Raw genomic sequence first — 25,767 nt, forward strand, 5'->3', positions numbered from 1 at the left:
TCATTAAACCCATAGCCCACTAGTCTGGCGTCACTGATTAACAACAACGAGAGTGTCCGCCATGAGCGCGATCAGCAGCCTGACCCACGCCATCTCCCTCGATCCGTACACCGGCGAGCAGATCGGCGCCTACCCGTTCGACACCGACGCCGCACTGGAAGCGGCGCTGCAACGTGCCAAGGTTGGTTACCGCCAGTGGCGCCACGTGTCGCTGGGTCAGCGCAGCGAGTACCTGCTGGCGCTGGCCAGCACCCTCGAAGCCAAGGCCGAAGCCTTTGCCCAGATGATCAGCCGCGAAATCGGCAAGCCGATTGCCCAGGCCCGTGGCGAGGTCAGCAAGTGCGTGGGCCTGTGCCGCTGGTACGCCGAACACGGCCCGGCCATGCTTGCGCCGGAACCGACCCAGGTTGAAAAAGCCCGAATCGAATACCGCCCACTCGGCCCGATCCTGGCTGTGATGCCGTGGAACTTCCCTGTCTGGCAGGTGCTGCGCGGCGCCGTGCCGGCGATCCTGGCAGGTAACACCTACGTGCTCAAGCATGCGCCGAACGTGATGGGCAGCGCGTACCTGCTGGGCGAGCTGTTCAAGGATGCCGGCCTGCCGGCGGGCGTGTTCGAAGTGCTGAACGTGACCCCGGACGGCGTCACCCGCGCCATCAATGATGCGCGTATCGCCGCCGTGACCCTGACCGGCAGCGTGCGTGCCGGCATGGCGATTGGTGCCCAGGCCGGTGCCGCGCTGAAGAAGTGTGTACTGGAGCTCGGTGGCTCCGACCCGTTCATCGTGCTGGCCGACGCCGACCTGGATGCCGCCGTCAAGGCTGCGGTCATTGGCCGTTACCAGAACACCGGCCAGGTTTGCGCTGCGGCCAAGCGCCTGATCGTGGAAGACAGCATCGCCGAGGCGTTTACCCGCAAGTTCGTTGAGGCTACTCGCGAGCTGAAAGTCGGCAACCCACTGGATGACAGCACCTATATCGGCCCGATGGCCCGTTACGACCTGCGCGACGAGCTGGATGGCCAGGTTCAGGCGACCCTCGCCGAAGGCGCTACCCTGCTGCTGGGCGGTCACAAGGTCGAAGGTGCAGCCAACTTCTACGCGCCGACCGTGTTCGCCAACGTCACCCCGCAAATGACCGCATTCAAGCAAGAGCTGTTCGGGCCGGTAGCCGCCATCATCACTGCACGTGATGCCGACCATGCCGTAGAGTTGGCCAACGACAGCGAGTTTGGCCTGGCCGCGACCATCTATACCGCCGACTATGCACTGGCCGAGCGCATGACTGCGGCACTGGATACCGGTGGCGTGTTCATCAACGGCTACTGCGCTTCCGACCCCCGTGTGGCGTTTGGTGGCGTGAAGAAAAGCGGGTTCGGGCGTGAGCTGTCGCACTTCGGTGTGCGCGAGTTCACCAATGCCCAGACAGTGTGGCTAGACCGTAACTGATCGGCAATGCTGGGGCTGCGTTGCAGCCCTTTCGCGACACAAGGCCGCTCCTACAGGAAATTGCGTGCTCCTGCGGGAACGGCTTCAATCGCGGACCTGGTCCTTGACCCAGTCCAGCATCCCCCCCGGCACGATCAGTTCATGCCGCGCCCGCGAACAGGCGGTATACAGCCCCGCCAGCATCCGCGCCCGCTCATTGCGGTTGCCCGCCACCTGCGGCGCCACCATCAGCTCCGGCGACACCATTACCCGGGCGAACTCCATGTTTTTCACATCCCGTACCCGCGCCAGGAACAACTTGGGCGCCTTGTCCCAGCGGTAACGGCTCTTGGCTTTGGCAAAGTGCTCGGGTGTATAGCCTTTGCGCAGCATGTTGGCCACGGCAATGAACGCCTTGTCATCGCCCTTGTCCTGCTCCAGGGCCTGCCAGCTGGCATAGCGGAACAACATCGGGTGACGCGGTCGAGTGTCGTAGCGGTACAGCTCGATGCAGTCCTCGACGAACAGTTCGAAGTCCTTGCGCGCGCTTTTGAGCAATACGAACGGCACCCCCTGGTGCGTCAGGCGCTGAAACCAGCCAAACAGGCCCCATTCGTCATCGACGATCAGCGCCGTAGGCTGCTCCGGCACCGTCACCTGATCGAAGAAACTGACCCGGGTGTAATGCTCGGCGCTGCCACTGAAGGCCCCCTGGATGGCCGCCGGGTGCGCCTGGATCAGCGGGTTGAGCACATTGTCCATCGCCGGCCCGGCACGTAACGAATGGTCGATGCAGCGTTGGCGGATGAAGCTGCCATGGTGCGGGCTGAGGCCGTTGAGGTTCTGCAACTCGTCGCCCAGGGTAATGATCGACTGCGGGCTGCGATCGAGCACGGCAAGCATCGGTGCCGACAGCTCGTGGGCCTCATCGACGATCACGTGGGTGTAGCGGCTATCGATCACATAACCGGTCAACGACAGCAGCTTGACCCGGTGGTAGTCGCGCACCGGCAACTGAACGTCCCGCGCGGACGGGCGAATCAGCTCTTGCCAGTACAGGCGGGCTTTTTCCAACAGCACCTCCTGATCAAGCGGTGAAGTGCCAGGCCCGGCCCAGGGCAAGTGGTGCAGCTGAAGCTGGGTGTCGGCACTGTGGCAGAAGGTGCGCACGGCCCGGACGCACAAGGCAACCACATCGCGCGCGGTGAGCGGACCGATGTCAGGGATGGCCAACCAGCGCACCACCTGCGCGTCCTGCGGGCGCCATGACAGTTTGGTGCGATAAGGGTCACGCAGGCGCCAGCCGTTGCTGGTGAGGTCGCTGTTGAGGAGCTCGTCTGCCAGCTGGCCGAAGGTCAGCGCGGTGTAGGCGGCGGCGTCCTTTACCCGCGCCTGCAGGGCGCGCAACTGTCCTTCGGTCAAGGCCAGCAGCAACGTGCGCTGTGGTTCCAGCAGGCGGGCAAACTGTTGAATCAGGAAGGTCTTGCCGGTGCCAGCGAAGCCCTGCACCGCTACTGACTCATCGATACCACCAAGAAACTCGCGCAACAGGCGGTTCTGCTGGTCGCTGAGCATCAGGTCGCTGGCCAGGGACGGCAGGTACACCGGATGCAGCGGTGTGGCCCGCTGGCGGTAGGTGTCGGCAAACTGGAAATTCCACTGGCCTTCGGTATCCAGCAGTTCATCTGCGGTGTACTTCACCTCGGCGGACAGCAGCGCGATGCCATTTTCGCCCAGCATGCCCAGGCCCATCGCAAAGGCTTCGCGATCAAAATGTTGCGCTACCTGGCTTTGGAAGCGCCCCGGTGCGGCGCTTTCGACCTGGTTGGCGATGCGCACGATTTCGGCGAAGCGGCGTTCTTGCGCATCGGCCGAGGCGGTAGCCGGCTGGCGAGGCAGGTTTTGCACGAACAGCACAGCGGCAGCGTCCAGGACGCTGGCAATAGTGAAGAAGTCGGTGTTGGGCTCGCTGGCGAGGCGGTCGGCCTGGTCGCTGGGCAAAGGCAGGTAGAACATCGGCACCTCGGGTTGGATCAGGGCGGCACGATAGCAACTTTCGGCGTGGGATGCTGAGTTCAGTGTCGCCTGCTGCCCCAGAATCCAGATCAGGAAGTTACTTGATGATGTTTCGGTAACTAAATGAAATTAAACAAAAAAACAGTGTGGATTCGAAGGTCACACCTTAACCCCTGCCCCGCCGCAAGGTCTCGCTCGGGAACTCCTTGAACAATTGACGGTAACTCTCTGAAAACCTTCCCAAATGCCAGAATGACCAGCGCATCGCGACCTCGGCCACGGTCGCCCTGCCATCGCGTAACAAATCGCGCCGTGCGCCGTTCAGCCGGCGCAAGCGCAGCCACTGCGCTGGCGGCATGCCGGTAAATGCCTTGAACGCTTGCTGCAGCTGGCGCAGCGATACCCCTGCAACATCCGCCAGCTCCACCAGGTTCAACGTCTCCTCGGGGCAATCAGCCGCCCACTCGCTGACCCGCCGCATGATCGCCCGCTCTTCGTCGCGGCGCCCCAAGGCTACGCCCTGAAGTCGCTGGCTGGCGTTATCAAGGATGAACAGGCAATCCTCCAGCAGTTGTTCCGCCAGTGCCTGCCCCTGCACTGGGCAGTCAGCCTGCCCGAGGCGGGTCAGCGTGGCGCTTAGCCAACTGCCAAACAACGCGTTCTGCCCACTGCCCAACGGCACCATGAACAACCCTTCGAGGCGTTGCGGGTCCAGCCCATGGCGGGCGAGGAAGGCCTGGTCGAACACCACTGCCACTTCCTGATAGTTCTCCGGGGTTATCCAGATATTGCGGCTTTGTTCGTTCAGCAAGTACAGGCTGTTTTCGCTGCGGTCAAAGCAAAACGCCAGTGAACCGCTCGGTGCGCGGAAAAACTGCTCCACCCGGGTATTCAGACGCTCCTCGTATACCTCCACGCCATCCATCCCCAGCCAGCGCAACTCTCCGCTGAAATTGCCCGGCGACATCTGCCGGTATTGCTGCTGCCAGCCGGGGGTCGTGCGCACTTGCTCAGAGACATCGGTGGTATGAAAGGCCTGAACTTGCAGCGCATTGGGCGTTGTCACGCGAGATCCTAGTTGCACTCTTTTGGTGCATTGCTTGCCGAAGAAAATGGATAGATCGGCCCCGGGGGCTGCGACCAAGATAGTCTCCAGTGCGTCACCTGGGAAGTGCACACCTTGCAAAGCCATACTGCGGCTTTCGTCAAAAGCGTCGCTCCCACACTAAAACCCAACCAAGAGGTCTGTATGAACGCCCCCTTCGATCAGCTGTACACCTGGCTGAAAGAACACCGCATCACCGAAGTCGAATGCGTGATCAGCGACCTGACCGGCATCGCCCGCGGCAAGATCGCGCCCACCGCCAAGTTCCTCCACGAGCGTGGCATGCGCCTGCCCGAAAGCGTGCTGCTGCAGACGGTCACCGGCGACTACGTTGACGATGACATCTACTACAACCTGCTCGATGCCGCCGACATCGACATGGTCTGCCGGCCCGACCCCTGCGCCGTGTACCAGATCCCGTGGGCGATCGAGCCAACTGCGATCGTGATCCACGACACCTTCGACAAGCAAGGCAACCCCATCGAACTGTCGCCGCGCAACGTGCTGAAGAAAGTGCTCAAGCTCTACGCCGACAAGGGCTGGCAGCCGATCGTCGCGCCCGAGATGGAGTTCTACCTCACCAAGCGCTGTGAAGACCCGGACTTGCCACTGCAGGTGCCGCTGGGGCGTTCTGGTCGTGCCGAAAGCGGTCGCCAGTCGTTCTCGATCGATGCCGCCAACGAATTCGACCCGCTGTTCGAGGACGTCTACGACTGGTGCGAGATCCAGGGCCTGGACCTGGATACGCTGATCCACGAAGACGGCCCGGCGCAGATGGAAATCAACTTCCGCCACGGCGACGCGCTGGACCTGGCCGACCAGATCACCGTGTTCAAGCGCACCATGCGCGAAGCGGCGCTCAAGCACAACGTGGCCGCCACTTTCATGGCCAAACCGATCACGGACGAGCCTGGCAGTGCCATGCACTTGCACCAGAGCGTGGTCGACATCGCCACCGGCAAGCCAATCTTTGCCAATGATGACGGCAGCATGAGCCAGCTGTTCCTGCACCACATCGGCGGTTTGCAAAAGTACATCCCCAAGCTGTTGCCGATGTTCGCGCCCAACGTCAACTCGTTCCGTCGCTTTTTGCCGGACACCTCGGCGCCGGTCAACGTCGAATGGGGTGAAGAAAACCGTACCGCCGGGCTGCGCGTACCCACCTCCAGCCCAGAGGCAATGCGCGTGGAAAACCGCCTGCCGGGCGCCGATGCCAACCCTTACCTGGCCATCGCTGCAAGCCTGCTGTGCGGCTATCTGGGCATGGTCGAACAGCTCGATCCAAGCGCACCTGTGCAGGGCCGCGCCTACGAACGGCGCAACCTGCGCCTGCCGATCACCATCGAAGACGCCCTGCAGCACATGGAAGACTGCGAAACCGTGCAGCAGTACCTGGGCAAGCAGTTTGTCCAGGGCTATGTGGCGGTCAAACGTGCCGAGCATGAGAACTACAAGCGGGTCATCAGCTCCTGGGAGCGTGAGTTCCTGATGATGAGCGTCTGACCCACCCGGGGCGCTGTGCGCCCCCAGTACACCAAACTCAAAGAACAAGACCAACGAGGTGTCCCCATGCGTCATTTGCAAGCCCTGATCCCCGCTGCGTTCGCCCTGCTGTTCGCCACCACCACCCAGGCCACCCCCTCGGTCAGTGTGTACAACTGGACCGACTACATCGGTGACACCACCCTGGCTGACTTCCAGGCCAGCAGCGGGATCAAGGTGGTTTATGACGTGTTTGACTCCAACGAAACCCTCGAAGGCAAGCTGCTGGCCGGGCGCACCGGTTACGACGTGGTGGTGCCGTCCAACCACTTCCTCGCCCGCCAGGCCCAGGCCGGCGCCTTCCTGCCGCTGGACCGCAGCAAGCTGCCGAACTGGCAACACCTGGACCCCAAGCTGCTCAAGCAGCTTGAACAGAACGACCCCGGCAACCAGTACGCTGTGCCCTACCTGTGGGGCACCAACGGCATCGGCTACAACGTCGATAAGGTCAAGGCAGCCTTGGGCATCGACCATATCGACTCGTGGGCGGTGCTGTTCGAGCCCGAAAACCTGAAAAAGCTCAAGCAATGCGGCGTGGCCTTCATGGATTCGCCCGACGAACTGTTCCCGGCGATGCTCAACTACCTGGGCCTTGACCCACGCAGCGAAAAACCGGCCGACTACGCCAAGGCTGAAGCACGCTTGCTCGAACTGCGGCCCTACATCACTTACTTCCATTCATCCAAATACGTGTCCGACCTGGCCAATGGCGATGTCTGCGTGGCCTTCGGCTATTCCGGTGACGTGTTCCAGGCCGCCAACCGCGCCGTGGAGGCCAAGAACGGCGTAAAAGTCGCCTACAGCATCCCCAAGGAAGGCAGCAACCTGTGGTTCGACCTGCTGGCCATTCCCAAGGACGCCAGCAACCCCGAGCAGGCGCTGGCCTTCATCAATTACCTGCTCGACCCGAAAGTGATCGCCAACGTCAGTGCCACGGTCGGTTATGCCAACGCCAACTCCGACGCCAAGGCCTACATGGATGCATCGCTGGTGCACAACCCTGAGATCTATCCTCCCCAGGACGTGCTGGACAAGCTCTACATCTCCAGCACCCCGAGCCCGAAGATCATGCGCGTCATGACCCGCTCCTGGAGCAAGATCAAGTCCAACCGCTGAGCCGAGAACGCCCATGTCTTTCGATTCCCAACACACTGCTTCGTACTACGCTGCCACGGCACGCAACGCGGCGCCCTACCCAACCCTGGACGGCGAACTGACGGCTGATGTGTGCGTGGTCGGCGGCGGGCTGACCGGCGTCAACACCGCCCTGGAACTGGCTGAACGTGGCTTGTCGGTGGTGCTGCTGGAAGGCCGGCGCATTGGCTGGGGCGCCAGCGGGCGCAATGGCGGCCAGCTGATTCGCGGCATCGGCCATGACGTCAGCGGTTTCACCCGGCATGTCGGTCAGGATGGGGTGCGCTACCTCAAGCAGGCCGGCATCGATTCGGTGGCGCTGGTGGCCAGCCGCATCGCCCAGTACGGCATTGCCTGCGACCTGCGCTGGGGTTTCTGCGAACTGGCCAACACGCCTGAGCAGTTCGCCGCCTTCAAGGACGAGCAGGATGACCTGGCAGCGCTTGGCTATCGCCCTGAAACCCGCCTTGTAGGCCCTGGGCAGTTGCATGAAATTGTCGCCAGCGACCAGTACGCCGGCGGCCTGGTCGACATGGGTTCGGGCCACCTGCACCCGCTCGACCTGGTCCAGGGCGAAGCCCGTGCCGCCCATAGCCTGGGCGTGCGCATTTTCGAGCAAAGCCCCGTGCTGCGTATCGAGCACGGCCCGCGCGTGACCTTGCACACGGCCCGTGGCAAGGTGCGGGCAAGCAGCCTGGTGCTGGGCTGCAACGCTCACCTCGATGAACTGGAGCCGCGGCTGAGCGGCAAGGTGCTGCCAGCCGGCAGTTACGTGGTGGCCACCGAACCGTTGCCCGAACCGCTGGCGACCACACTGATCCCGCAGAACATGGCGCTGTGCGACCAGAAGGTCGGCCTGGACTACTACCGCCTCACGGCAGACCGCCGCCTGCTGTTCGGCGGGGCCTGCCACTACTCCGGCCGCGACCCCAAAGACATCGCCGCCTACATGCGGCCCAAAGTGCTGAAGGTGTTCCCGCAACTGGCCAACGTGCGCATTGACTACCAGTGGGGCGGCATGATCGGCATCACCGCCAACCGCTTCCCCCAGGTCGGGCGCCTGAGCCAGCACCCTAATGTGTATTACGCCCAGGGTTATTCCGGGCACGGGCTGAACGTGACGCACTGGACGGCAAAACTGCTGGCCGAAAGCATCGCCCTCGGCCACAGCCAGGGCCTGGATGTGTTCAGCGCCGTGCCCCACCTGACGTTCCCTGGCGGCAAGGCGCTGCGCTCGCCGCTACTGGCACTGGGCATGCTGTGGTACCGGTTGCGCGAAGCGCTGGGTTGAGTGCGCTGCAAAGGACGCGGTGCCCGAGAGAAGGGGCGCCGCCACTTTTTCCGCTTTCCACAGGGGATTGAACTCGCCCACTGGCCAACTGTCGCGCACCTGCTAGCGTTGTTCTGGCCGACCTCTCATGGATGCGCCTTCATCATGAAATCACTGCCTCGCATTACCCTGTTGTGCGCCGCACTGCTTGCCGTGGCCGCCTGCTCCAGCAATCGCGTGGACCCCAAGGATTATTCCGGCTTCCTCAAGGACTACAGCCGGTTGCAAGAAGCCAAGAGCCCGTCGGGTGACCCGGTGATGCGCTGGATCGACCCCAAGGTCAATATCAACCAGTACAGCCAGGTGTTCATCGAGCCCAGCCAGTTCTACCCCAAGCCGCAGCCGACAGCGGTTATCTCGCAGCAGACGCTGCAGGAAATCACCCGCTACTTCAATGAAGCGCTGCGCCGTGAACTCGGTAGCGTGATGCCCTTGGCCAAGGGGCCCGGCCCGGGCGTGATCGTGGTGCGCCCGGCAATCACGGCGGTGTCCACCAGCAATGAAGGCCTCAAGCCCTATGAAGTGATCCCCATTGCGCTCATTTCGGCAGGTGTGAACACCGCCATGGGTGGACGTGACCAGGACGTGGATGTCGGCGTGGAGGCGGCGTTCCTGGACGGTGCCAGCCAGAAAGTGCTGGCCCAGGTGGTACGCAAAGGCGCGGGTCAGGAACTGGAAAACGATACCCAGAAGCTGACCTTGAATGACGTCAAGCCGGTACTCGATGGCTGGGCCAAGGACATGCGGGCGAGCTTCATTGAAGCCAGGCAGAAAGCCCGCTAAGGGCCGCCCGCACACAATACTTGTGGGAGCGGCCTCGCGTCGCGAAAGGGCTGCGAGGCAGCCACAGGATTCAAGCCCTGATATACAAAGTGCTGGGGCCGCTTTGCGGCCCTTTCGCGACGCAAGGCCGCTCCCACATAAGACTGCATCGGCCGGTGAGTTTTCCTAGCACTCGACAAAGGCGACTGCCAGGCCGCCGCGCGAGGTCTCCTTGTAGTTGGCATGCATGTCCGCCCCGGTATCACGCATGGTGCGGATGACCCGGTCGAGCGAAATAAAGTGCTCGCCATCGCCGCGCAACGCCATCTGCACCGCGTTGATCGCCTTCACCGCAGCAATCGCATTGCGCTCGATGCACGGCACCTGCACCAGGCCGCCAACCGGGTCGCACGTGAGCCCCAGGTTGTGTTCCAGGGCAATCTCGGCCGCGTTTTCCAGCTGCGGCGGCGTGGCACTCAACACCTGTGCAAGGCCGGCAGCGGCCATCGAACACGCCGAGCCCACCTCACCCTGGCAGCCGACCTCGGCACCGGAAATCGACGCGTTTTTCTTGCACAGTATGCCCACGGCCGCTGCCGCCAGCAGGAAGTCCACTACATCCGCATCGCAGGCGACCGGGTTGAATTTCATGTAATAGTGCAACACCGCCGGGATGATACCGGCCGCGCCGTTGGTGGGCGCGGTGACCATGCGCCCGCCGGCGGCATTCTCCTCATTCACCGCCAGGGCGAACAGGTTGACCCATTCCATGGCGCTGAGCGTCGAACCAATCACGTTGGGCTTGCCCAGTTCCTGCAGGCTGCGGTGCAGCCGCGCGGCGCGGCGCTTGACGTGCAGCCCGCCAGGCAGGATGCCTTCGTTGCGCAGCCCGTTGTCAACGCACTCTTGCATCGCCGCCCAGATGCGCAGCAGGCCTTCACGTACTTGCGCCTCCGGGCGCCAGGCACATTCGTTGGCCATCATCAGCTGCGCCACGCTCAAGCCGTGGGCTTTGCACAAGGCCAGCAACTGGGCAGCACTGTCGAACTCATAAGGCAGCACAACAGTATGGGTTTCGCCTGCCGGGGCATCCAGTTCGCCCTGTTCAACAATGAAGCCGCCACCTACCGAATAGTAGGTCTGCAGCAGCAGGCTGCTCTCCCCGTCCAGTGCTTCCAGGCTCATGGCATTGGGGTGGTAAGGCAGGCTCTCGTCGAGCAGCAGCAGGTCGCGGCCATACTCGAAAGCCACCGGGTGGCTGCCATCCAACATCAGGCAATGCTCCTGCAGCACCTGACCAACGCGCGACTCGATGGTGGCCGGGTCTATGCGGTCCGGCCACTGGCCCATCAGGCCAAGCAGGCAGGCGCGATCGGTAGCGTGGCCAACCCCGGTGGCCGACAGCGAGCCATACAACCGCACTTCGACGCGCGACACCTGTGCCAGCAGCCCCTGCTCACGCAGGGCCTGGGCAAACGTCGCCGCTGCCCGCATCGGGCCGACGGTGTGGGAACTGGACGGCCCGATGCCGATTTTGAAAAGGTCGAAAACACTGATAGCCATGCTAATGCCTGACCGTACCCTGATTTGAATCCACAGCACGGTTTAGTGAATGAAATTGAGCGGTATTGCGATTTTGCGCGATACTGACGCGCTGGCTCACGGATGACCAACGAATCTTTCTAAGCAAGCCTTTAGTGGTGCTAAACGATGCGACGACAACTCAATGGCCAGGTGTTTGTCTGGCTGCATGTATTCGCCTGTGCAGCCCGGCACCTGTCCTTTACCCGCTGCGCCGAAGAGCTGCACATCACCCCTGGCGCGGTCAGCCAGCAGATGCGCCAGCTGGAAGAACGCCTGGGTTACCGGCTGTTTCTGCGCCGCGCGCGCGGCGTGGAACTGAGTGCCGAAGGGCAACGCCTGGCCCAGACGGTGGCCGAGGCTTACGGCAGTATCGAGGCTGAACTGCTGCGCCTGGACGCCGGTGAAATACGCGGCACCTTGCGCGTGCGCTCGATTCCGTCATTTCTGGCCAAATGGCTTACCCCGCGCCTGCCACGCTTTCAGCAGCGGTATCCGGACATCGAGCTGCGCCTGGTGGCCGAAGACAGCGCCCAGGCATTGACACCAGGCGATTTCGACCTGGCTATCGACCTGAATGATGGCAGCTACCCGGGGATGCTCTCGACACCGCTGCTGGACGAACAGATTTTCCCGGTGTGCTCACCCACCCTGCTGCGCGGGCGCCCCCCCCTGCATGGGCCGGCGGACCTGGTGCACTACCCGCTGCTGCACGACATTACCGCCTGGCGGGGCAGCTCGGAGTATGCGGAGTGGGAGTTCTACCTGGACGGGATTGGCGCCGCCGGCCTGGATGTGCGGCGTGGACATACCTTCAACCGCAACCACCTCACCATCGAGGCGGCAATTGCCGGTATTGGTGTAGCGATCGCCCGGCGCACACTGCTCAATGACGAACTGGAGCGCGGCGCGCTGATCGTGCCGTTTGGCGTGCCGATCGCCAACCACAAACGCTACGTGGTGCATTACCCGCCAGGCGGGTTGAACCAGCCGGGCGCGCGGGCGGTGCATGACTGGCTGGTGGAAGAGGCGCGAGGGTTCAGGGAGTTGCATCCGCTGAACAAGGAATAGAGGCTCTGTGGGAGCGGGCTTGCCCCGCGAACACCGGCCAAGCCGGTGCCATGCACCGCGTGCCTGCTATTGGCGGGACAAGCCCGCGCCCACAACACTGCTGCCGGGATTGCACTTTAATTAATATGCCTGCTTACCGGTAAACGCATTCAACGTGCGTACCAGAATCACAAAATCCAGCCACAGCGACCAGTTGTTGATGTACTCGATGTCCGAGTCCACCCGCTGGATCATCTGCTCAATGTCCTTGGTCTCCCCCCTGAAACCGCGCACTTGCGCCAGGCCGGTCATGCCCGGCTTGATGTTGTGGCGGGCAAAGTAATCGACGATGTCCTGGGAATACAACGTGTCATGTTGCAACGCATGTGGCCGTGGCCCAACCAGCGACATTTCCCCGGTCAGCACGTTGAACAACTGTGGCAGTTCATCAAGGCTGGTACGGCGGATGAAGGCGCCAATTTTAGTCAGCCGCGGGTCATTCTTCTGCGCCTGTTTAACCACGCCATTGTCCGGCTGGTGAACGTGCATGCTTCTGAACTTCCAGATACGGAACGACTCGCCCGTCCAGCCCGTGCGTTCCTGGCGGAAGAACACCGGCCCGCGACTGGTGAGTTTGATGGCCAGCGCAACGCCCAGCAATACAGGCGATGCACACAACAGTATCAATGCCGCCAACACGCGGTCCTCGATATTTTTCAAGAACAGGCTCATGCCCGTCAACGGCGTTTCAGAAAGGGTCAGCACAGGAATGCCGGCGATTTCCCGCACGCTGTGATTGATAAGGCGCAACGAAAATATATCCGGTACCCAGTTCACAGCGATGCATTTGTCGAGCAACTTGAAGTACACATCGTTGATGACCTCTGAGCCCCCCAGCGGGGTCACCAGGTAGACGGTGCGAATGCCATGCCGGGCAACGATTTCATCCAGCTCTGCAATGTGCCCAAGCACGGGCAGGCGTTGCTTGCCCTCGGCACTTTCCTGCCCCTGTTCGCCGGCTTTGTCAGTCAGCACACACCCCAGCACCCGTTCGCCAAACCAGGGGTTGTTGCTGATCTTCTGGTAAAGAAAATTGGCCAGATCGCCGTTGCCGATAATCAGGGCGTTGTCCAGGCGCGCATGCGCGGTAAAGCGTTTTTGCAGTTCACGAACCGCAAAATGCAAGAACAACTGGGCAATATAACCAATGATAAACAACTGCACGACCAACAACCGGGAGTAGGTTTCACTCTGTTTGGTCAAAAACGCCATGACCACAAGAAAACAGAACGTCGCCGACCACGCCTTGAACAGGCGGAACGCCTTGATCGAAAGGCCAACGTTGGTACGGTAGATTGCATAATGGTCGTAGATGACCGCCAGTGCGCCAATCAGCAACAGCAGCATGATTACATAATCGGAGGTAATGTAACCAAACTGGTCATAGATGAGGTACCAGGCAATACCGGTGACTGCAATACCATCAAGCCCCGCCTGAATGGCGTTACTGACGCTGCTTCTTCTCTGGAGTAAGGAACGACTGCTTCTGGGTTCGAAAACCATTTCAGACCTCATCTATTTGAGCGTAGCAAGTGCCGTCCATCAAACATCAAGCCTTGAAAACAGCTTATTCAACGCCAGTGAAGCAGGATCGTGCAGCCCCCAAGCCACTGATCTCACTGTAGCAGCCACCCGCCATCAGCGCGGATTTTGGCCGATTCATAGGGTTCCACTGGCCGAATCGGCTGTCTTGCGGCACAGCAGGGTGCGCAGCAAGAACAATGGGTTACCCACCACATAACGCATGAACAGGCGCTTCGGCTCGCGTAACAGCCGGTAGGCCCACTCGCCCCCCAAATGCCGCAGCCACTGCGGTGCCCGGCTGACCTTGCCACCCAGGAAATCCAGAATCGCCCCGCCGCACACAATCAGGCATGGCCCGCCGACAGCTGCCAACCTGGCCGCCACCGCTTCCTGCTTGGGCATGCCCATCCCCAGCACGATGAGCTCCGGTTGGCGCTCACGGACCAGTTGCAGGTAGGTGTCGATGCTGGCAAAGCCATCGTGGACCGATACCGGCACCACGCCAAACAACGCTTCGCTGCGTTGCACAGCCTGGTTCAGGTACGGTTGCTGCGTGCCCCAGAATGCTACCCGTCGTCCGCGGTATGCCTCCATGAGGCTGGGAATGAAGTCGGTGCCATTCATGTTGAGCCCAGGCTCCAGGCCCAACCGGCGATAAAGGATCGCCATGCCAGAGCCGTCGCGCAACAGCACATCGGCCGCCGACAACGCCTGGCAATACGCGCCGTCGCGCACCACCAGGTTCATTGCGTGGGCATTGACGAAGCCCAGTACGGTTGCAGAGTCCGGGGTGGCAAGCCTGTCGAGCAGGCGTTGCGCTGCGGCGCTGTCAGGCACCACCTCCAGCGTGTCGATAATACCCCGCCAGCGTTTCTGCCATTGCCACTGAGCCATCAGTCATCATCCCGTTTGGAGCGCACCCATTCGACCTGGCGCTTGATCAGGAACCCCAGGTACAGGGGGATTTTCCTTGCGGCGTAAAAAGGCGCGTACAGCAGCACGGAAAACGGGATCAGCTCACGGCAGAAGCGTGCCCACGCCAGCACAACGGCAAGGCCGAGCATGACCAGCGCAGCCAGTGCGATCCACGCAGGCGCCGCATGGCCTGACAGCAGGTAGGCCAGCCAGGTCACCAGGTTGAGCCCCAGCAACGCCAGCACCAGTAGCGCCAGCGGTGGCACCAGCAGGTCCAGGGTCATGGCCAGCAGGCTACCGTTGCGCTGGCGGATGGCGGCCAGCGCACGCTTGGGCGCATCCGCCAGCATCAAGCCCAGGTGGCCATGCTCCCAGCGGGTGCGCTGGCTGTTCATGCCTTGCTGGCTTGCAGGGAACTGGCTGGTGACCAACGCCTCGGGGCAGAACACCGGCGGCTTGCCCTGCTGGCACAGGTCCAGGCCCAGCTTTACATCCTCCACCAAGTGCCCATTGGCCAGGTTGATGAGGGCCAGGTCGTGCCAACCGAATGCCATGCCTGCCCCCATCAATTGGCACGGTAGCCCCAGCCGGGCCCAGCCACGCGGCCGTACCAGGTTCTTGACCCGCCAGGCAAACTCGGCCACCTGTACCTTCAGCCCGCTACCGGCGGGTGCGCGCATCAGGTAAAGCGCCTGCACCGGGCGTTGGGCCTGGTGATAACGACGCGCCAGGCAGTCAATCGCCCCCTCGCCTACCTGGCAGTCGGCGTCCACCACAATTACCACCTCGGGCGGCTGTTCGGCCAGGTGGCGTACGCCGAAGTCCAGCGCGTAGCCTTTGCCACGTAGCAACGTATCAAAGCGCTCCACCACCTCGGCGCCGGCCTCACGGGCCAGCCGCGCCGTGTCGTCCGTGCAGTTGTCGGCCACCACCAGCAAGCGGTCGCCTGGCAGCAACTGCGGGGTTACGCTCGCCAGCGTTGCACGAATGATCGCAGCCTCATCATGGGCCGGTACCAACACTGCCACCCGCGGACGCACGCTGACGCCCAAGGGCCGCGTGCGCGGCGGCAGGCAAGCCAGCAGCATCTGCAAGAAAAACACAGACACAGGCACAAAGGCGATCACCGCCAGCAGGCCCAGTAACCAACTCAATACACTCATCATGCGGATGCCTTGAAATAGCCGGCCAGCTTGGCCGCCTCGGTGTCGATATCATGCCGTTGCAGCACGCGCTGGTAAGCCGCCTCGCCCATGCGCTGCAGCGCTTCGGCGGGTTGCGCAAGGCACTCGGCCATGGCCTGGGCCAGTTCCTCCACGGCGCCAGCGGGGAACAGCCAGCCGTTTTCGCCGGGGCGCACCAGCTCCGGGATACCCGCTACATAGGTGGTCAATACGGGTCGGCGCAAGGCCATGGCCTCCATGATCACCACCGGCAGGCCCTCGGCGAAGCTGGGCAATACCAGCGCACGTGCGGCAAGAATTTCCTCGCGCACCTGTGCGCTGCTGATCCAGCCGGTGATGCGCACGTGCTGCTGCAAGCCATGACGGGTAATCAGAGCCTCGATTTGCTCGCGCATCTCGCCGTCACCCGCCAGGACCAGTTCGAAGGCAATCGACTGCTGCGCAAGCTGACGCGCCGCCTCAAGCAGCAACAGCTGGCCTTTCTGTTCACAGAGCCGGCCGACGCACACCAGCTGCGGCACCGCCGGCACGTTGACCGGCGCCACCTCATGGAAACCTCGCTCCAGGCCACAATGCACCACTTTCACTTTGGCCCAGTGCTCGTGCGCCACCCAGCGAAACAGCTGGCTGCGCCCGTAGGAACTTACCGCTGCCACAAAAGCAGCACGCCGCACCTTCTCGCCCATGTGCAAGAACTGCGGCTTGTCGAACTCCTCCGGCCCGTGCACGGTAAAGCTGTAGACGGGACCGCCCAGCAGGTGGGCCAGCATGACCACCTCGGTAGAGTTGGTGCCAAAATGGGCATGCACGTGCCTGGCCTCATCGGCCTGCAGCCACTGCAACAGCTGGCAGGCCTCAGCCAGGTACACCAGGTGGTACGGCCACGGGCGGTCAGCACGCCGGCCAAGGCGCATGGCCAGCCTCAAGGCCTGGAAAAAGCGCCGCGGTTGCGCGCGCAGCACCTGCAACGCAGGCGTCAGCAACCCTTTTATGCCGCCTTGCAATACATAACGGGTCCTGGCCCGCTCGGCCGTGTCCTCGGCATCCTGCAACTCGGCATCCCACCCCCGCAAGGCAAAGCGTCGTACCTCTACGCCCTGGCGCTCCAGCGCCAGTATCTCGCGGCGGATGAAACTGTGGCTGACCTTCGGGTACTGATTGATGAAGTAAGCGATGCGCATACGAATCCAGATCCAAACCCGCTTGATGACCTACCTTCCCTGCCAACCCTCACTTCAGGCTGTCGACTACGGGCGGTTTGTCCACTGCCGATGCACTCACAGCAAATGCATCCCCCTGTTTTCCTTGTAGTCCAAGGTTGTGACTGCTGCTCGGCAATGCTGCCTGCAAGCGTGAGAAAACATCGTCGAGCATCGCCTGACGGCGGCGGTACATCGCCCGCTTCTTTGCTGGAATGTCGCTTTCTGCCCGCTGCGCCGGGGCCAGCGGTACGGTGAAGAAGTCCGCCTGGTTCGAGGCGCTGGCGCCGTGTTCCTGCCAGATGACGTCATAGTTGGCCGCAAGGTCCTGGCCTTTGTCGCTGCCAAAATAAGCGTGCCGGTGGTGCCGGCAGGCATCGCTGACCGCATACAGGTGCGCGACACCCAACGCCCGGGCCAGGCACTTCAGCGCTTCGAGCACCAGGCTGCGCGGGCGCAGGCCCTCGAAGTCCTTGGTCAGGTCACGATAGATGGTCAGCGAGGTTTCACTGTCGATGCCCTTGTGGATGCCCTGCACGGCCCCGATGAACAGGTACAGCTCACCGTGGCTGCGGCTCAGGGTGAACGCCAGTGAAGCCACCCGCAGGTCGCCCTGAAACAGGTTCAGCACCAACTCGCCTTCTCGCTTGAACCAGATCGGCCGGTCCAGCACCAGGCTGCAGCCTGGCGAATGGCTGGACAGCTCGCACAGCGTCAGGCTTTCGTCCCGCCCCAGCAGTAACAGCGTCGGAAACTGACCGGCCATTACTTCAAAGTGCGAAGCGATCACCGCCAGGCGCTGCGGGGCTTCCCAGGATTTGCTGAGGTAAGGCCACTGCACCACACCGATGCAGTCCACGCCCAAGCGCTGTACACCTTGCTCACCCAACGCCGCCGTCATGCGCTGCATGAAGCCATGCAGCTCAGGCCATTGCCTGGCAATCTGCAGCATCAACTTGTACTTGTTGTTCAACGCCCGCAACGAGTAGCCCGGTTGCAAGGTAAACACGCTTTTCACGAGGGTGCCGAGCATCATGGTCATCTCTCACTTGTACTCGATCAAAGCCGATTTGCCGGCCGCGAAGCGGTGGCGCAAGAACTTCACCTGTCCGAGCATTTCCGGGAACTTGCCCAGCACCAGGAACACTGCCTGGAGCCAGTTTTCGCGCGCCGACTTACTACCACGGCGCGCCAGGCGCACGGCCTGCAGCGGGTAGATCAACAGCAAAAGCAGGCCCCAGCCACCCAGCAGCAGGCAGGCCAGCACGATTACCAAGGGTACGCCCAGGCCCCATAACCAGGCCCGCCGCGACTCGCGCAACCAGTGTTGCTCGGGCGGCTGACCATGCAGGTAGGCCCCTTCGGCATAGGCATGGCCAGCACGCAGGCTGCGCCGCCACCACTGGCTGAAACGGGTCATGGCGGCGTCGTGCAAGGTCATCTCGGCGGCCAGGCGCCAGACTTTCCAGCCCTTGGCCCGCAAACGCACGCACAGCTCAGGCTCCTCACCGGCGATCAGCTCGGCGCGAAAGCCCCCGACAGCAGCAAACGCGTCTGCCCGCATCAGCGCATCACCACCGCACGCCTTGGCCTCACCGATGGGGGTGTCCCACTCGAGGTCGCACAGCAGGTTGTACACCGAGCGTTCCGGGAAGCGCTCCCGCCGGCGACCGCACACCACCGCCACCTCGGGATGCTGGTCGAGAAACAGCTGCGCCGTGGCCAGCCAGTGGGCATCCACCTCGCAATCGCCATCAACAAACTGCACCAGTTGCATCGACGGCAGCAGCCGCTGCAAGGCGCTGAAACCTTCATTGCGCGCGCGGGCGGCGGTGAACGGGATGGCCATGTCCAGCGCCAATACCTCCACACCCAGGCTGCGGGCCAGCTGCAGCGAACTGTCGGTGGAGCCCGAGTCGACATACATGACCTTCCCAGCACCGTTTACCAGCGAGCGCAGGCAGCGCTCCAGGCGCGGGCCCTCGTTGCGGCCGATGACCACCACACCGATTGCAGCCGCCATGGGCGTCACTCGACGGGCGCCGTGGCAACTGGCTGCCTGGCCTTGATGGTGGCCGGCACCCCTACCGCCAGGCAATTGTCCGGCACATCGGCCAGCACCACGGCATTGGCGCCGATGATCACGTTGTTGCCAATACGAATGCTGCCCAGCACCTTGGCCCCGGTACCAATATCGACGTTGTTGCCAAACACCGGGGCAATCGGTTCATCGACATTCTTCAAGCCCACTACCACGCCGTTGCGGATACGGCAGTCATCGCCAAACCGGGCATAACCACTGATGACGATGCCGCCAAAATGGTCGATGACGAAGTTGCGGCCAATCACCACTTCGCAGGGCAGTTCGATACCGGTGATGATCTGCACGAACTTGAACAGCACCTTGTAGATCAGCGAGAAGAGTTTGCGCAGCAGTGCCGGGCGCACGGTGTAGCGCCAGCGGCCGAAGCGATACACCAGCAGTACCCAGAAGCCCTGCGCCCCCCAATCCCCGCCATGGGCGCGCAGGTCGGCACGAATATTCTCGAACATGGCTTTACCTACCTTGTCGGTTGGCTGGCGTACCGGGTCTTGAACAACAGTGACCAGGTCGCCCGGCAATGACGCCAGCAGGCCTGAATCGCGCCCCAGCCGCGTCGCTTCAACAGCGCCTTGAGTGCCAGCACCAGGTCACCCAGGGTGACCAGCGCCATGTGCAGGGCAAGGCCCGCCACCCCGTGATGCTTGCGGAAATACAACAGCTCGCTTTCGATCTGGTAGGACGAGATCTGCCGGCTGGCCGCCTCCAGCTCTGCCACCGACTTGGAGCTTTCGCCCCCGATGTGCACCACGGTGGTATGCGGGTAGAACACGACTTTCCAGCCGGCTGCCTTCACCCGCTTGCAGTGGTCCACCTCTTCGTAATAAAGAAAATAACGCGGGTCGAACAGGCCCACCTTGTCCAGCACTTCGCGGCGCACCAGATAGAAGCAACCCGGTAACCAGTCACACTCGCGCACCGAGGCGTGGTCCCAGGTCATTTCATCGACCATCTTCAGCCCCGGGAAGAACCGCCCCAGCCCGGTACGCCCGACAAACACGTTGAGCGGCGTTGGGAAGTAGCGACAACTGGGCTGCAGATCGCCGTCGCGGCCTTCCAGGCGCACCCCTAGCACGCCGCACTCCGGGTGGGCGTCCATGTAGTCGAGGGTTTTTTGCAGGGAGTCGGCGGCAACGAAGGCATCGGTATTGAGCAGCAAGGCGTACTTGCCCTTCAGGTGCGCCAGCAACTGGTTATTGGCCCGGCCGAAGCCCACGTTCTGCTTGTTGCTCAGCAGCAGTGCCTCGGGGCACACCTGGGCCATGCGCTGCACCGAGTCATCGCGCGATGCGTTGTCTACTACCAGGTAACTGGCCAGCCGCTCGCTGTCGGCCCGGCGCAGCGCATCGAACATCGGCTGCAGCAGCCCGGCGGTATTGAAGTTGACCACCATGACATCCACTGGTTTGCTAGCCATTGTTGCCGTCCCCAAAGAAGTATTGCCGCCTTTGCGCCATCAACAGCGGTTCAACTTCCGGGTCGTAAGCGCCGTTGCGCTGTTTTACCAGTTCTATCCACGGGTAGCTTTCGCAACGCGCCTCGACCCGTTTGATCAGCTGCTCGGTGGTGCAGATGAACTGGGCCGGGTTGCCACCAAATACGGTGCCTGGCGGCACGTCCTTGGTCACCACCGCGCCGGCAGCCACGATCGATTCCGGGCCGATGGTCACGCGGGGCATGATGATCGCACCATGGCCGATGAAACAGTTGTCCTTGATATCAATGAAACCGACCGAATCCAGGTGCTTGCCAAAGCGATGTTCGATCAGCAAAACCACCCCGTCATGACCGATCAACGTACAGTCGGACAGGCCCACGCTGTTACCGATACGTACCAGCGAAGGGTCAAGGAATTTACAGCCTGTATTGACGAAGAAATTGCTGCCAACTGAGTGAAAGTTACCCCATCGGGCGAGATAGGCCCCCCATTCAAGACCAGAAGGGTTGCAGAACCTCCTGTAGAACTTGCCCCCGCGCCCGGTTGCATGGGCATAGTGCGCCACTGCCTTGCGTATCCATCCCTTCATACTGCCTGGCCTCGCGATCTGAACAATCTGGAGTGTCCTGAGGCGTTCCGGTCTCGTTCTTCTAGGTGCTGACCGCAGCGCACTCAACCCGTGTACAACCTGCTTCACGCAGCGGCGCCGCTGGCCGCTCTCATCTTGGTATCGAGGTGGTCGGCCAGCCGCACGGCAAACTGCAACAGGGGCATGGTCGGGTTTGAGGCGCCACCTTTGGCAAAGATACTGCTGCCGGCGACATAAAGATTCTCGGTACCGAACACCTTGCAATTGGCATCCACAACGCCGAACTGCGGCGAGGCAGCCATGCGTGTGGTGCCCATGTGGTGGGCGTGCGGTGCCATCTTCAGTGGTATCGAAGTGTCGTAGACAAAGTCGTTAAGCTTGACGAAGCCCAGGTCCATGTCGGCGAACTGCTTGGCCAGTTCGCTGCCAATGCACTTGATGGTGTGTCGGTCATCGGCGCTCAGCGCCCAGTTGACATTGACCTTGGCCACCCCCAGTGCGTCCTGCTCGTCAAGCAGCGAGATGCGACTGTGCAGGTTGGGGAACTGCTCGATCATGGTGCTGATCACGCCGTCGCCGGGGCAGCTGAACTTGGCGACGAAGGCGATCTTGCCGGCAACCCCCATGTCACAGGCCAGGTTCTCCAGAAAATGCTTGACCTCGGCAGTGCGGCCATACGTCTGCACATCGGCCAGCAACGCGGCAGTGACATTGCCTTTACCGGCCTTGTACTCGTCGACAAAGGCATCGGTGGTGTAGTACTGGCGCGGCTCCGGGTCCTGCCCGGACCTCAGGATGAACGTGCCCAGGTCGATGTTGAGGTGCTCCATGAAACACCCGCCGACCAGCCCTTCCTTGTTCACCACGCCTGCCGCCACCAGCGTGTGGCTGTTGAGCAACTGCCGGGCATTTTCGATGGCACCGGTGGCCAGAATGAAGTTTCTGGCCACCAGGCGCTGACGATTGCGCTCGTAGTCGGATAGCACCACCGCAGTCAGATGGCCAGAGCCTTTGTCGAATTCCAGGTCTACGCAGTTGCAGTTGATGAAAACGTCCAGGCCTTTGGTCTGCTCCAGTGCCGTGGCGTACTTTTGCGCAAAGCGTGTGGGCGTGCTGAGCAGAAAGCGGTCCGCCTCGAAGTCACCGCCATCCAGGCCGGTGTTCATCGCACGAAAATCCGCGCCGGGTGGCAGGTCGACGATGTCCATGGCTGCCGGCAGGTAGCCCTCGATCTCCGCATAAGGAATAGGCCAACCCGGCAAGTCACCTGGCGGGCCCACGGTAAAGTCCGACGGGGTGAATGGCCGGCAACGGCCAGCCCAGTGGTTGGAGGTGCCCCCCAGATAACGCAGGCGGGTCTCCTCGGCATACAGCTCCAGGCCCGTAGATGCGCACGCGTACAACCCTTGCGAGTGCGGCGCATACTCGCGCCCCCCGCCTTCGGCGAGCAATACGTTCCAGCCGGCGGCGGCCAGGCGCAAGCCCAACGTGATACCCGCCGGGCCGGCACCGATGATGCAAAAATCGTAGTCGTCGCGCAGCGCCTTCTGCTGCTGAAAGTCCTTGATCATGCTGGCTCGTTCCGGAAATAACGGGAAGGCAATACCCAACCGTTGATCACCACGAACCCAGGCTGCTCGACAGGTTTGCCTGCAACGGACGCCGAGACGCCAAACACCGCGCCACCCACACCGAGCAAGACACAACTCTGGAGAAAGCCTCTACGGCCCAACTGCGCAGTACAAAAAGTGAGCTTCCCCATGATCCCGTGACCCGTACCCATGAAAGTTGCACCCAGCACGCTGCTTCAAAGCCAGTTGAAAAAGGCCGTGAGCAACGCTCCGCACAGCGCCCCGACCAGCAGCATCGGCAGCACCACCAGCTCACGCTTGAGGCTGAACATACCCAGTTTGCAGTTCACATACACGACCAGCACCAGTGTCGGCACGGCATGCAGGGCAACCCCCCAGATCGCCCACTCCACACCACCAATCGCCAGCAATAGCGGTAGCAGCCCCCACAGCGAGACCAGGCGGATGATGTTGTCCATGGCCTGGTACTTGGTCAGGCCAAGGGCAATCCACACCTGATGAGCCAATGTATAGCGCATTACGATGAACGACAGCGAAAGAATTGCCAGCATAGGGCCAGCTTCACGGTAGCGATCGTCGTACATCCAGCCAATCAGCAGCGGGCTGGCGGTCAGGAAACCACCACAGATGAACAGCACCAGCAGGTCGACCAGCAGGCGAAAGCGGTGATAAAGCGCTGTCAGGCGTTCCTTGTCGTCGGCCCGGGCTGCTTCACTGAAAGCGGGCAGCGCCACCGCCCCGACAATTTTCATCAGCGCGGTCTGCACCGCGCCAAGGATCAGCACGGCAATCGAATACACCCCCAGTTGCGCCGCCGACATGCTGGCGCCAAACCAGATGCGGTCGCCGTACATGGCCAGCACGCCGACCATCGACGACAACAGGATCCAGCGGCCAAACACGATCAACTCAGTCAGCGCCGTACGGTCCCAGCGCAGGTGATTGTTCGGCCCCTCCAGGGCGGTATGCCCCAGCACGGTCCAGGCTACGGCCGACACCAGGCCGGAGATCACCAGGGCCCAGATCGAATGGGTCAGCAAGCCCAGCACCAGCATCACCACCAGGCCGGCCACCTGCGAGGCCAGGTCGACCAGCACCACGCGCTTCTGTTGGAAAGTTCTTACAGCCACATCTATCTTGGTGGACTGGAAACCCCAGATGGCCGCCGACAGCCCGGTTACCGCCAGCACCATCGGCAGTACCGGGGCGGCGTAGGTAGAGTCCGCCGGCCACAGTTCCGCCAGTTGGGCCAACCAGGCGCCCAGGGCCAGCAGCAGGGTCAGGGCAAACAACAGGAAGCCGCGAATGATCTGCACGGTCCAGGCGGTGTTGAGAAAATCCGGGTCGTCACCACGGTGACTCTGGATGATGTTCTGGCGCAGGCCGACATCGGAAAGCAGATGCAGGAGTACCGAAACGGTGGTGGCGATGACCATCACCCCGAACATTTCCGGCAGCAGCAAGCGGGCCATGATCAGATTGCCGCCCAGGCGCATCACCTGAGAAGCCACCTGCGAGACCAGGTTCCACGACCCGGCCCTCAGGGCCCGGTTGCGCAGGCTCGCAGCGGCTGACACATCAATCGACGGCATGACTTCAATCTCTGACTGATTGGCTAAAAGTCACTATAGTTTCAATTAGCCACGATGCTAGCCGTTGCCCACCAAGGGAAAGGTGTACATAGCCGATGCCTGAACATTTTCGTGCGTTGATCGTCATCCTGTTTTTGGCGAGCGTGGTCTTCCTGATGGCGCGGCGGCCTGCCACCGACCTCATTGCGCTCAGCGATTACAAGCGCAGGCGCAATCTTTGGTTTGTGCTGACGGTGCTGGCCTTTGTCTCGCACAGCTTCTGGCTGTATCTGGGGGCGGGCGCGGTCATCCTGTTGCTTGCCGGGCGCCGTGAGCACAACCCCATGGCGCTGTTCTACATGCTGCTGTTCCTGATTCCGCCGGCATCGGTGCAGGTGCCCGGGTTCGGCGTGGTCAACTATCTGGTTGACCTGAACCATATCCGCCTGCTCACCCTCTGCGTGCTGCTGCCGGCCGCGCTGCAACTGCGGCGGCAAGCTGACACGTTGCGGTTCGGCCGCACCTGGGCCGACAGGCTGCTGGCCGCCGGCCTGGTGTTGATGAGCGTGCTGTACCTTCGCGAAACCACCCTCACCGACACCCTGCGCCAGGCGCTGTACCTGTACGTCGACGTATTCCTGCCGTATTACGTGGCCAGCCGTGGGCTGCGCCAGATCAGCGACTTCAAGGACACCCTGTTGGCCTTCGTGCTAACCGCTTTCGTCATGGCGCTGATCGCCGTGGCCGAATATGTGCGCCACTGGCTGCTGTACAGCGCCCTGATCGACGCCATGGGCGTGCCATGGAGCATGTCCGGTTACCTCAGCCGCGGCGGCGCGCTGCGGGCCAGCGTCACCACCGGCCAGGCGATTGCCCTGGGTTATGTGATGAGCGTGGCCATCGGCCTGTTCCTGTTCGTGCAGGGTTATGTGCAACGCCCGCTGCACAAGGCCATGGGCGCCCTGCTGCTGGCCGCCGGGCTGTTCGCGCCGTTGTCACGTGGGCCGTGGATCGGGGTCGTGGTCATCGTGGTGGTGTTCATTGCCATGGGCAAAGGCGCGGTCAGGCGCCTGGCGCTGCTCGGCGCGGCTGGCATGCTGGCGCTGCCCTTGCTGACCGTCGTGCCGGGCGGCGACAAGGTGCTGGACCTGCTGCCTTACATCGGCAACATCGAAAAAGAGAACATCACTTACCGCGAGCGGCTGATGGACAACTCCTGGATCGTCATCCAGCGCAACCCGCTGTTCGGCTCGTTCGACTTCCGCAACACCCCGGAAATGCAGTCGATGATCCAGGGCGAAGGCATCATCGACATCGTCAACACCTACATCAACCTGGCGCTGCGGGTCGGGCTGGTCGGGCTCGGTCTGTTCGTCGCCTTCTTTGCCGTGGTGTTGAGGGGCATCCGCAGGGCCATGCTCAGTTTTCCCGACAAGGATGACGAACGACGACAGCTGGGGCGGGTGCTGCTGGCAACGCTGATCGGCATTCTGGTGATCATCTTCACCGTCAGCAGCATCACCTTCATCCCGGTGGTGTACTGGTCAATCGCAGGGCTGGGCGTGGCCTACATCCAGATGGTCCGCCGGCTGAACAGCAGCCCGGTCATGGAACTGGCCGAACCCGACCTACAACCCAGGTAATGTCA

21 protein-coding genes are annotated in these 25,767 nt (G+C 62.2%); 7 read left to right on the forward strand and 14 right to left on the reverse strand.

Annotated features, from left to right (window positions below; translation table 11 throughout):
* Nucleotides 1-61: 61 nt before the first annotated feature.
* Nucleotides 62-1,447, forward strand: coding sequence for an aldehyde dehydrogenase family protein (locus OZ911_RS15000; protein ID WP_060517858.1), 1,386 nt, complete (start codon nt 62-64; stop codon nt 1,445-1,447).
* An 84-nt stretch (nt 1,448-1,531) separates the two neighbouring features.
* Here OZ911_RS15000 and OZ911_RS15005 read toward each other — a convergent pair whose 3' ends face one another.
* Together OZ911_RS15005 and OZ911_RS15010 are read right to left on the reverse strand one after the other, a co-directional pair.
* On the reverse strand, nt 1,532-3,442 hold the full coding sequence (locus OZ911_RS15005) for an ATP-binding protein (RefSeq protein ID WP_016487240.1): 1,911 nt from the start codon (nt 3,440-3,442) through the stop codon (nt 1,532-1,534).
* Between the two features lie 166 nt (nt 3,443-3,608).
* Nucleotides 3,609-4,508 carry a helix-turn-helix domain-containing protein gene (locus OZ911_RS15010; RefSeq protein ID WP_016487241.1) on the reverse strand — a complete coding sequence of 300 codons (900 nt, stop codon included), beginning with the start codon at nt 4,506-4,508 and terminating at the stop codon, nt 3,609-3,611.
* 183 nt (nt 4,509-4,691) lie between these two features.
* Between OZ911_RS15010 and OZ911_RS15015 the strand changes: the two genes are divergently transcribed.
* From OZ911_RS15015 to OZ911_RS15030, 4 genes are all read left to right on the forward strand, one after another.
* Nucleotides 4,692-6,050, forward strand: coding sequence for a glutamine synthetase family protein (locus tag OZ911_RS15015; RefSeq protein WP_023048145.1), 1,359 nt, complete (start codon nt 4,692-4,694; stop codon nt 6,048-6,050).
* 66 nt (nt 6,051-6,116) lie between these two features.
* Entirely contained in the window at nt 6,117-7,205 is a 1,089-nt protein-coding gene (locus OZ911_RS15020; RefSeq protein ID WP_268968355.1) for a polyamine ABC transporter substrate-binding protein, read from the forward strand.
* Between the two features lie 13 nt (nt 7,206-7,218).
* Nucleotides 7,219-8,514 carry an NAD(P)/FAD-dependent oxidoreductase gene (locus OZ911_RS15025; RefSeq protein WP_023048146.1) on the forward strand — a complete coding sequence of 432 codons (1,296 nt, stop codon included), beginning with the start codon at nt 7,219-7,221 and terminating at the stop codon, nt 8,512-8,514.
* A 144-nt stretch (nt 8,515-8,658) separates the two neighbouring features.
* The gene (locus OZ911_RS15030; protein ID WP_016487245.1) at nt 8,659-9,336 is read left to right on the forward strand and encodes a DUF3313 domain-containing protein; all 678 of its coding nucleotides are present in this window, start codon (nt 8,659-8,661) and stop codon (nt 9,334-9,336) included.
* Between the two features lie 165 nt (nt 9,337-9,501).
* Here the strand turns inward: OZ911_RS15030 and OZ911_RS15035 are convergent, their stop codons facing one another.
* Nucleotides 9,502-10,878, reverse strand: coding sequence for an L-serine ammonia-lyase (locus OZ911_RS15035; protein ID WP_016487246.1), 1,377 nt, complete (start codon nt 10,876-10,878; stop codon nt 9,502-9,504).
* A gap of 147 nt (nt 10,879-11,025) precedes the next feature.
* On the opposite strand from OZ911_RS15035, the gene OZ911_RS15040 reads away from it, so the two are divergent.
* Nucleotides 11,026-11,967, forward strand: coding sequence for a LysR substrate-binding domain-containing protein (locus OZ911_RS15040; protein ID WP_016487247.1), 942 nt, complete (start codon nt 11,026-11,028; stop codon nt 11,965-11,967).
* Nucleotides 11,968-12,087: 120 nt separating this feature from the next.
* On the opposite strand, the gene OZ911_RS15045 is transcribed toward OZ911_RS15040, so the two are convergent.
* From OZ911_RS15045 to OZ911_RS15095, 11 genes are all read right to left on the reverse strand, one after another.
* On the reverse strand, nt 12,088-13,509 hold the full coding sequence (locus OZ911_RS15045) for an undecaprenyl-phosphate glucose phosphotransferase (protein ID WP_016487248.1): 1,422 nt from the start codon (nt 13,507-13,509) through the stop codon (nt 12,088-12,090).
* A 156-nt stretch (nt 13,510-13,665) separates the two neighbouring features.
* Nucleotides 13,666-14,424: a WecB/TagA/CpsF family glycosyltransferase gene (locus tag OZ911_RS15050; protein WP_023048148.1), complete on the reverse strand. Its 759-nt coding sequence runs from the start codon at nt 14,422-14,424 to the stop codon at nt 13,666-13,668.
* On the reverse strand, nt 14,424-15,611 hold the full coding sequence (locus OZ911_RS15055; RefSeq protein WP_016487250.1) for a glycosyltransferase family 2 protein: 1,188 nt from the start codon (nt 15,609-15,611) through the stop codon (nt 14,424-14,426). The genes OZ911_RS15050 and OZ911_RS15055 overlap by 1 nt, the downstream gene beginning before the upstream one ends.
* Nucleotides 15,608-16,810 (reverse strand): glycosyltransferase, encoded by a 1,203-nt coding sequence (locus tag OZ911_RS15060; protein WP_023048149.1) that lies wholly within the window; start codon nt 16,808-16,810, stop codon nt 15,608-15,610. Before OZ911_RS15060 ends, OZ911_RS15055 begins: the two co-directional genes overlap by 4 nt.
* A gap of 49 nt (nt 16,811-16,859) precedes the next feature.
* Nucleotides 16,860-17,864, reverse strand: coding sequence for a VirK/YbjX family protein (locus tag OZ911_RS15065; protein ID WP_031312020.1), 1,005 nt, complete (start codon nt 17,862-17,864; stop codon nt 16,860-16,862).
* A gap of 9 nt (nt 17,865-17,873) precedes the next feature.
* Nucleotides 17,874-18,851, reverse strand: a complete 978-nt coding sequence (locus OZ911_RS15070; RefSeq protein ID WP_016487253.1) for a glycosyltransferase family 2 protein — start codon at nt 18,849-18,851, stop codon at nt 17,874-17,876.
* A gap of 5 nt (nt 18,852-18,856) precedes the next feature.
* Nucleotides 18,857-19,381: a serine O-acetyltransferase gene (locus OZ911_RS15075; RefSeq protein WP_023048151.1), complete on the reverse strand. Its 525-nt coding sequence runs from the start codon at nt 19,379-19,381 to the stop codon at nt 18,857-18,859.
* Nucleotides 19,382-19,389: 8 nt separating this feature from the next.
* Entirely contained in the window at nt 19,390-20,346 is a 957-nt protein-coding gene (locus OZ911_RS15080) for a glycosyltransferase family 2 protein (protein WP_016487255.1), read from the reverse strand.
* On the reverse strand, nt 20,339-20,956 hold the full coding sequence (locus tag OZ911_RS15085) for an acyltransferase (protein ID WP_016487256.1): 618 nt from the start codon (nt 20,954-20,956) through the stop codon (nt 20,339-20,341). The genes OZ911_RS15080 and OZ911_RS15085 overlap by 8 nt, the downstream gene beginning before the upstream one ends.
* 104 nt (nt 20,957-21,060) lie before the next feature.
* On the reverse strand, nt 21,061-22,527 hold the full coding sequence (locus OZ911_RS15090; protein WP_023048152.1) for an FAD-dependent oxidoreductase: 1,467 nt from the start codon (nt 22,525-22,527) through the stop codon (nt 21,061-21,063).
* Between the two features lie 236 nt (nt 22,528-22,763).
* Nucleotides 22,764-24,140, reverse strand: a complete 1,377-nt coding sequence (locus tag OZ911_RS15095) for an oligosaccharide flippase family protein (protein WP_016487258.1) — start codon at nt 24,138-24,140, stop codon at nt 22,764-22,766.
* 95 nt (nt 24,141-24,235) lie between these two features.
* Between OZ911_RS15095 and OZ911_RS15100 the strand changes: the two genes are divergently transcribed.
* Nucleotides 24,236-25,762: an O-antigen ligase family protein gene (locus tag OZ911_RS15100; RefSeq protein WP_016487259.1), complete on the forward strand. Its 1,527-nt coding sequence runs from the start codon at nt 24,236-24,238 to the stop codon at nt 25,760-25,762.
* Nucleotides 25,763-25,767: the final 5 nt, after the last annotated feature.

It is taken from the genome of Pseudomonas fortuita (assembly GCF_026898135.2).
GTDB classification, from domain to species: domain Bacteria; phylum Pseudomonadota; class Gammaproteobacteria; order Pseudomonadales; family Pseudomonadaceae; genus Aquipseudomonas; species Aquipseudomonas fortuita.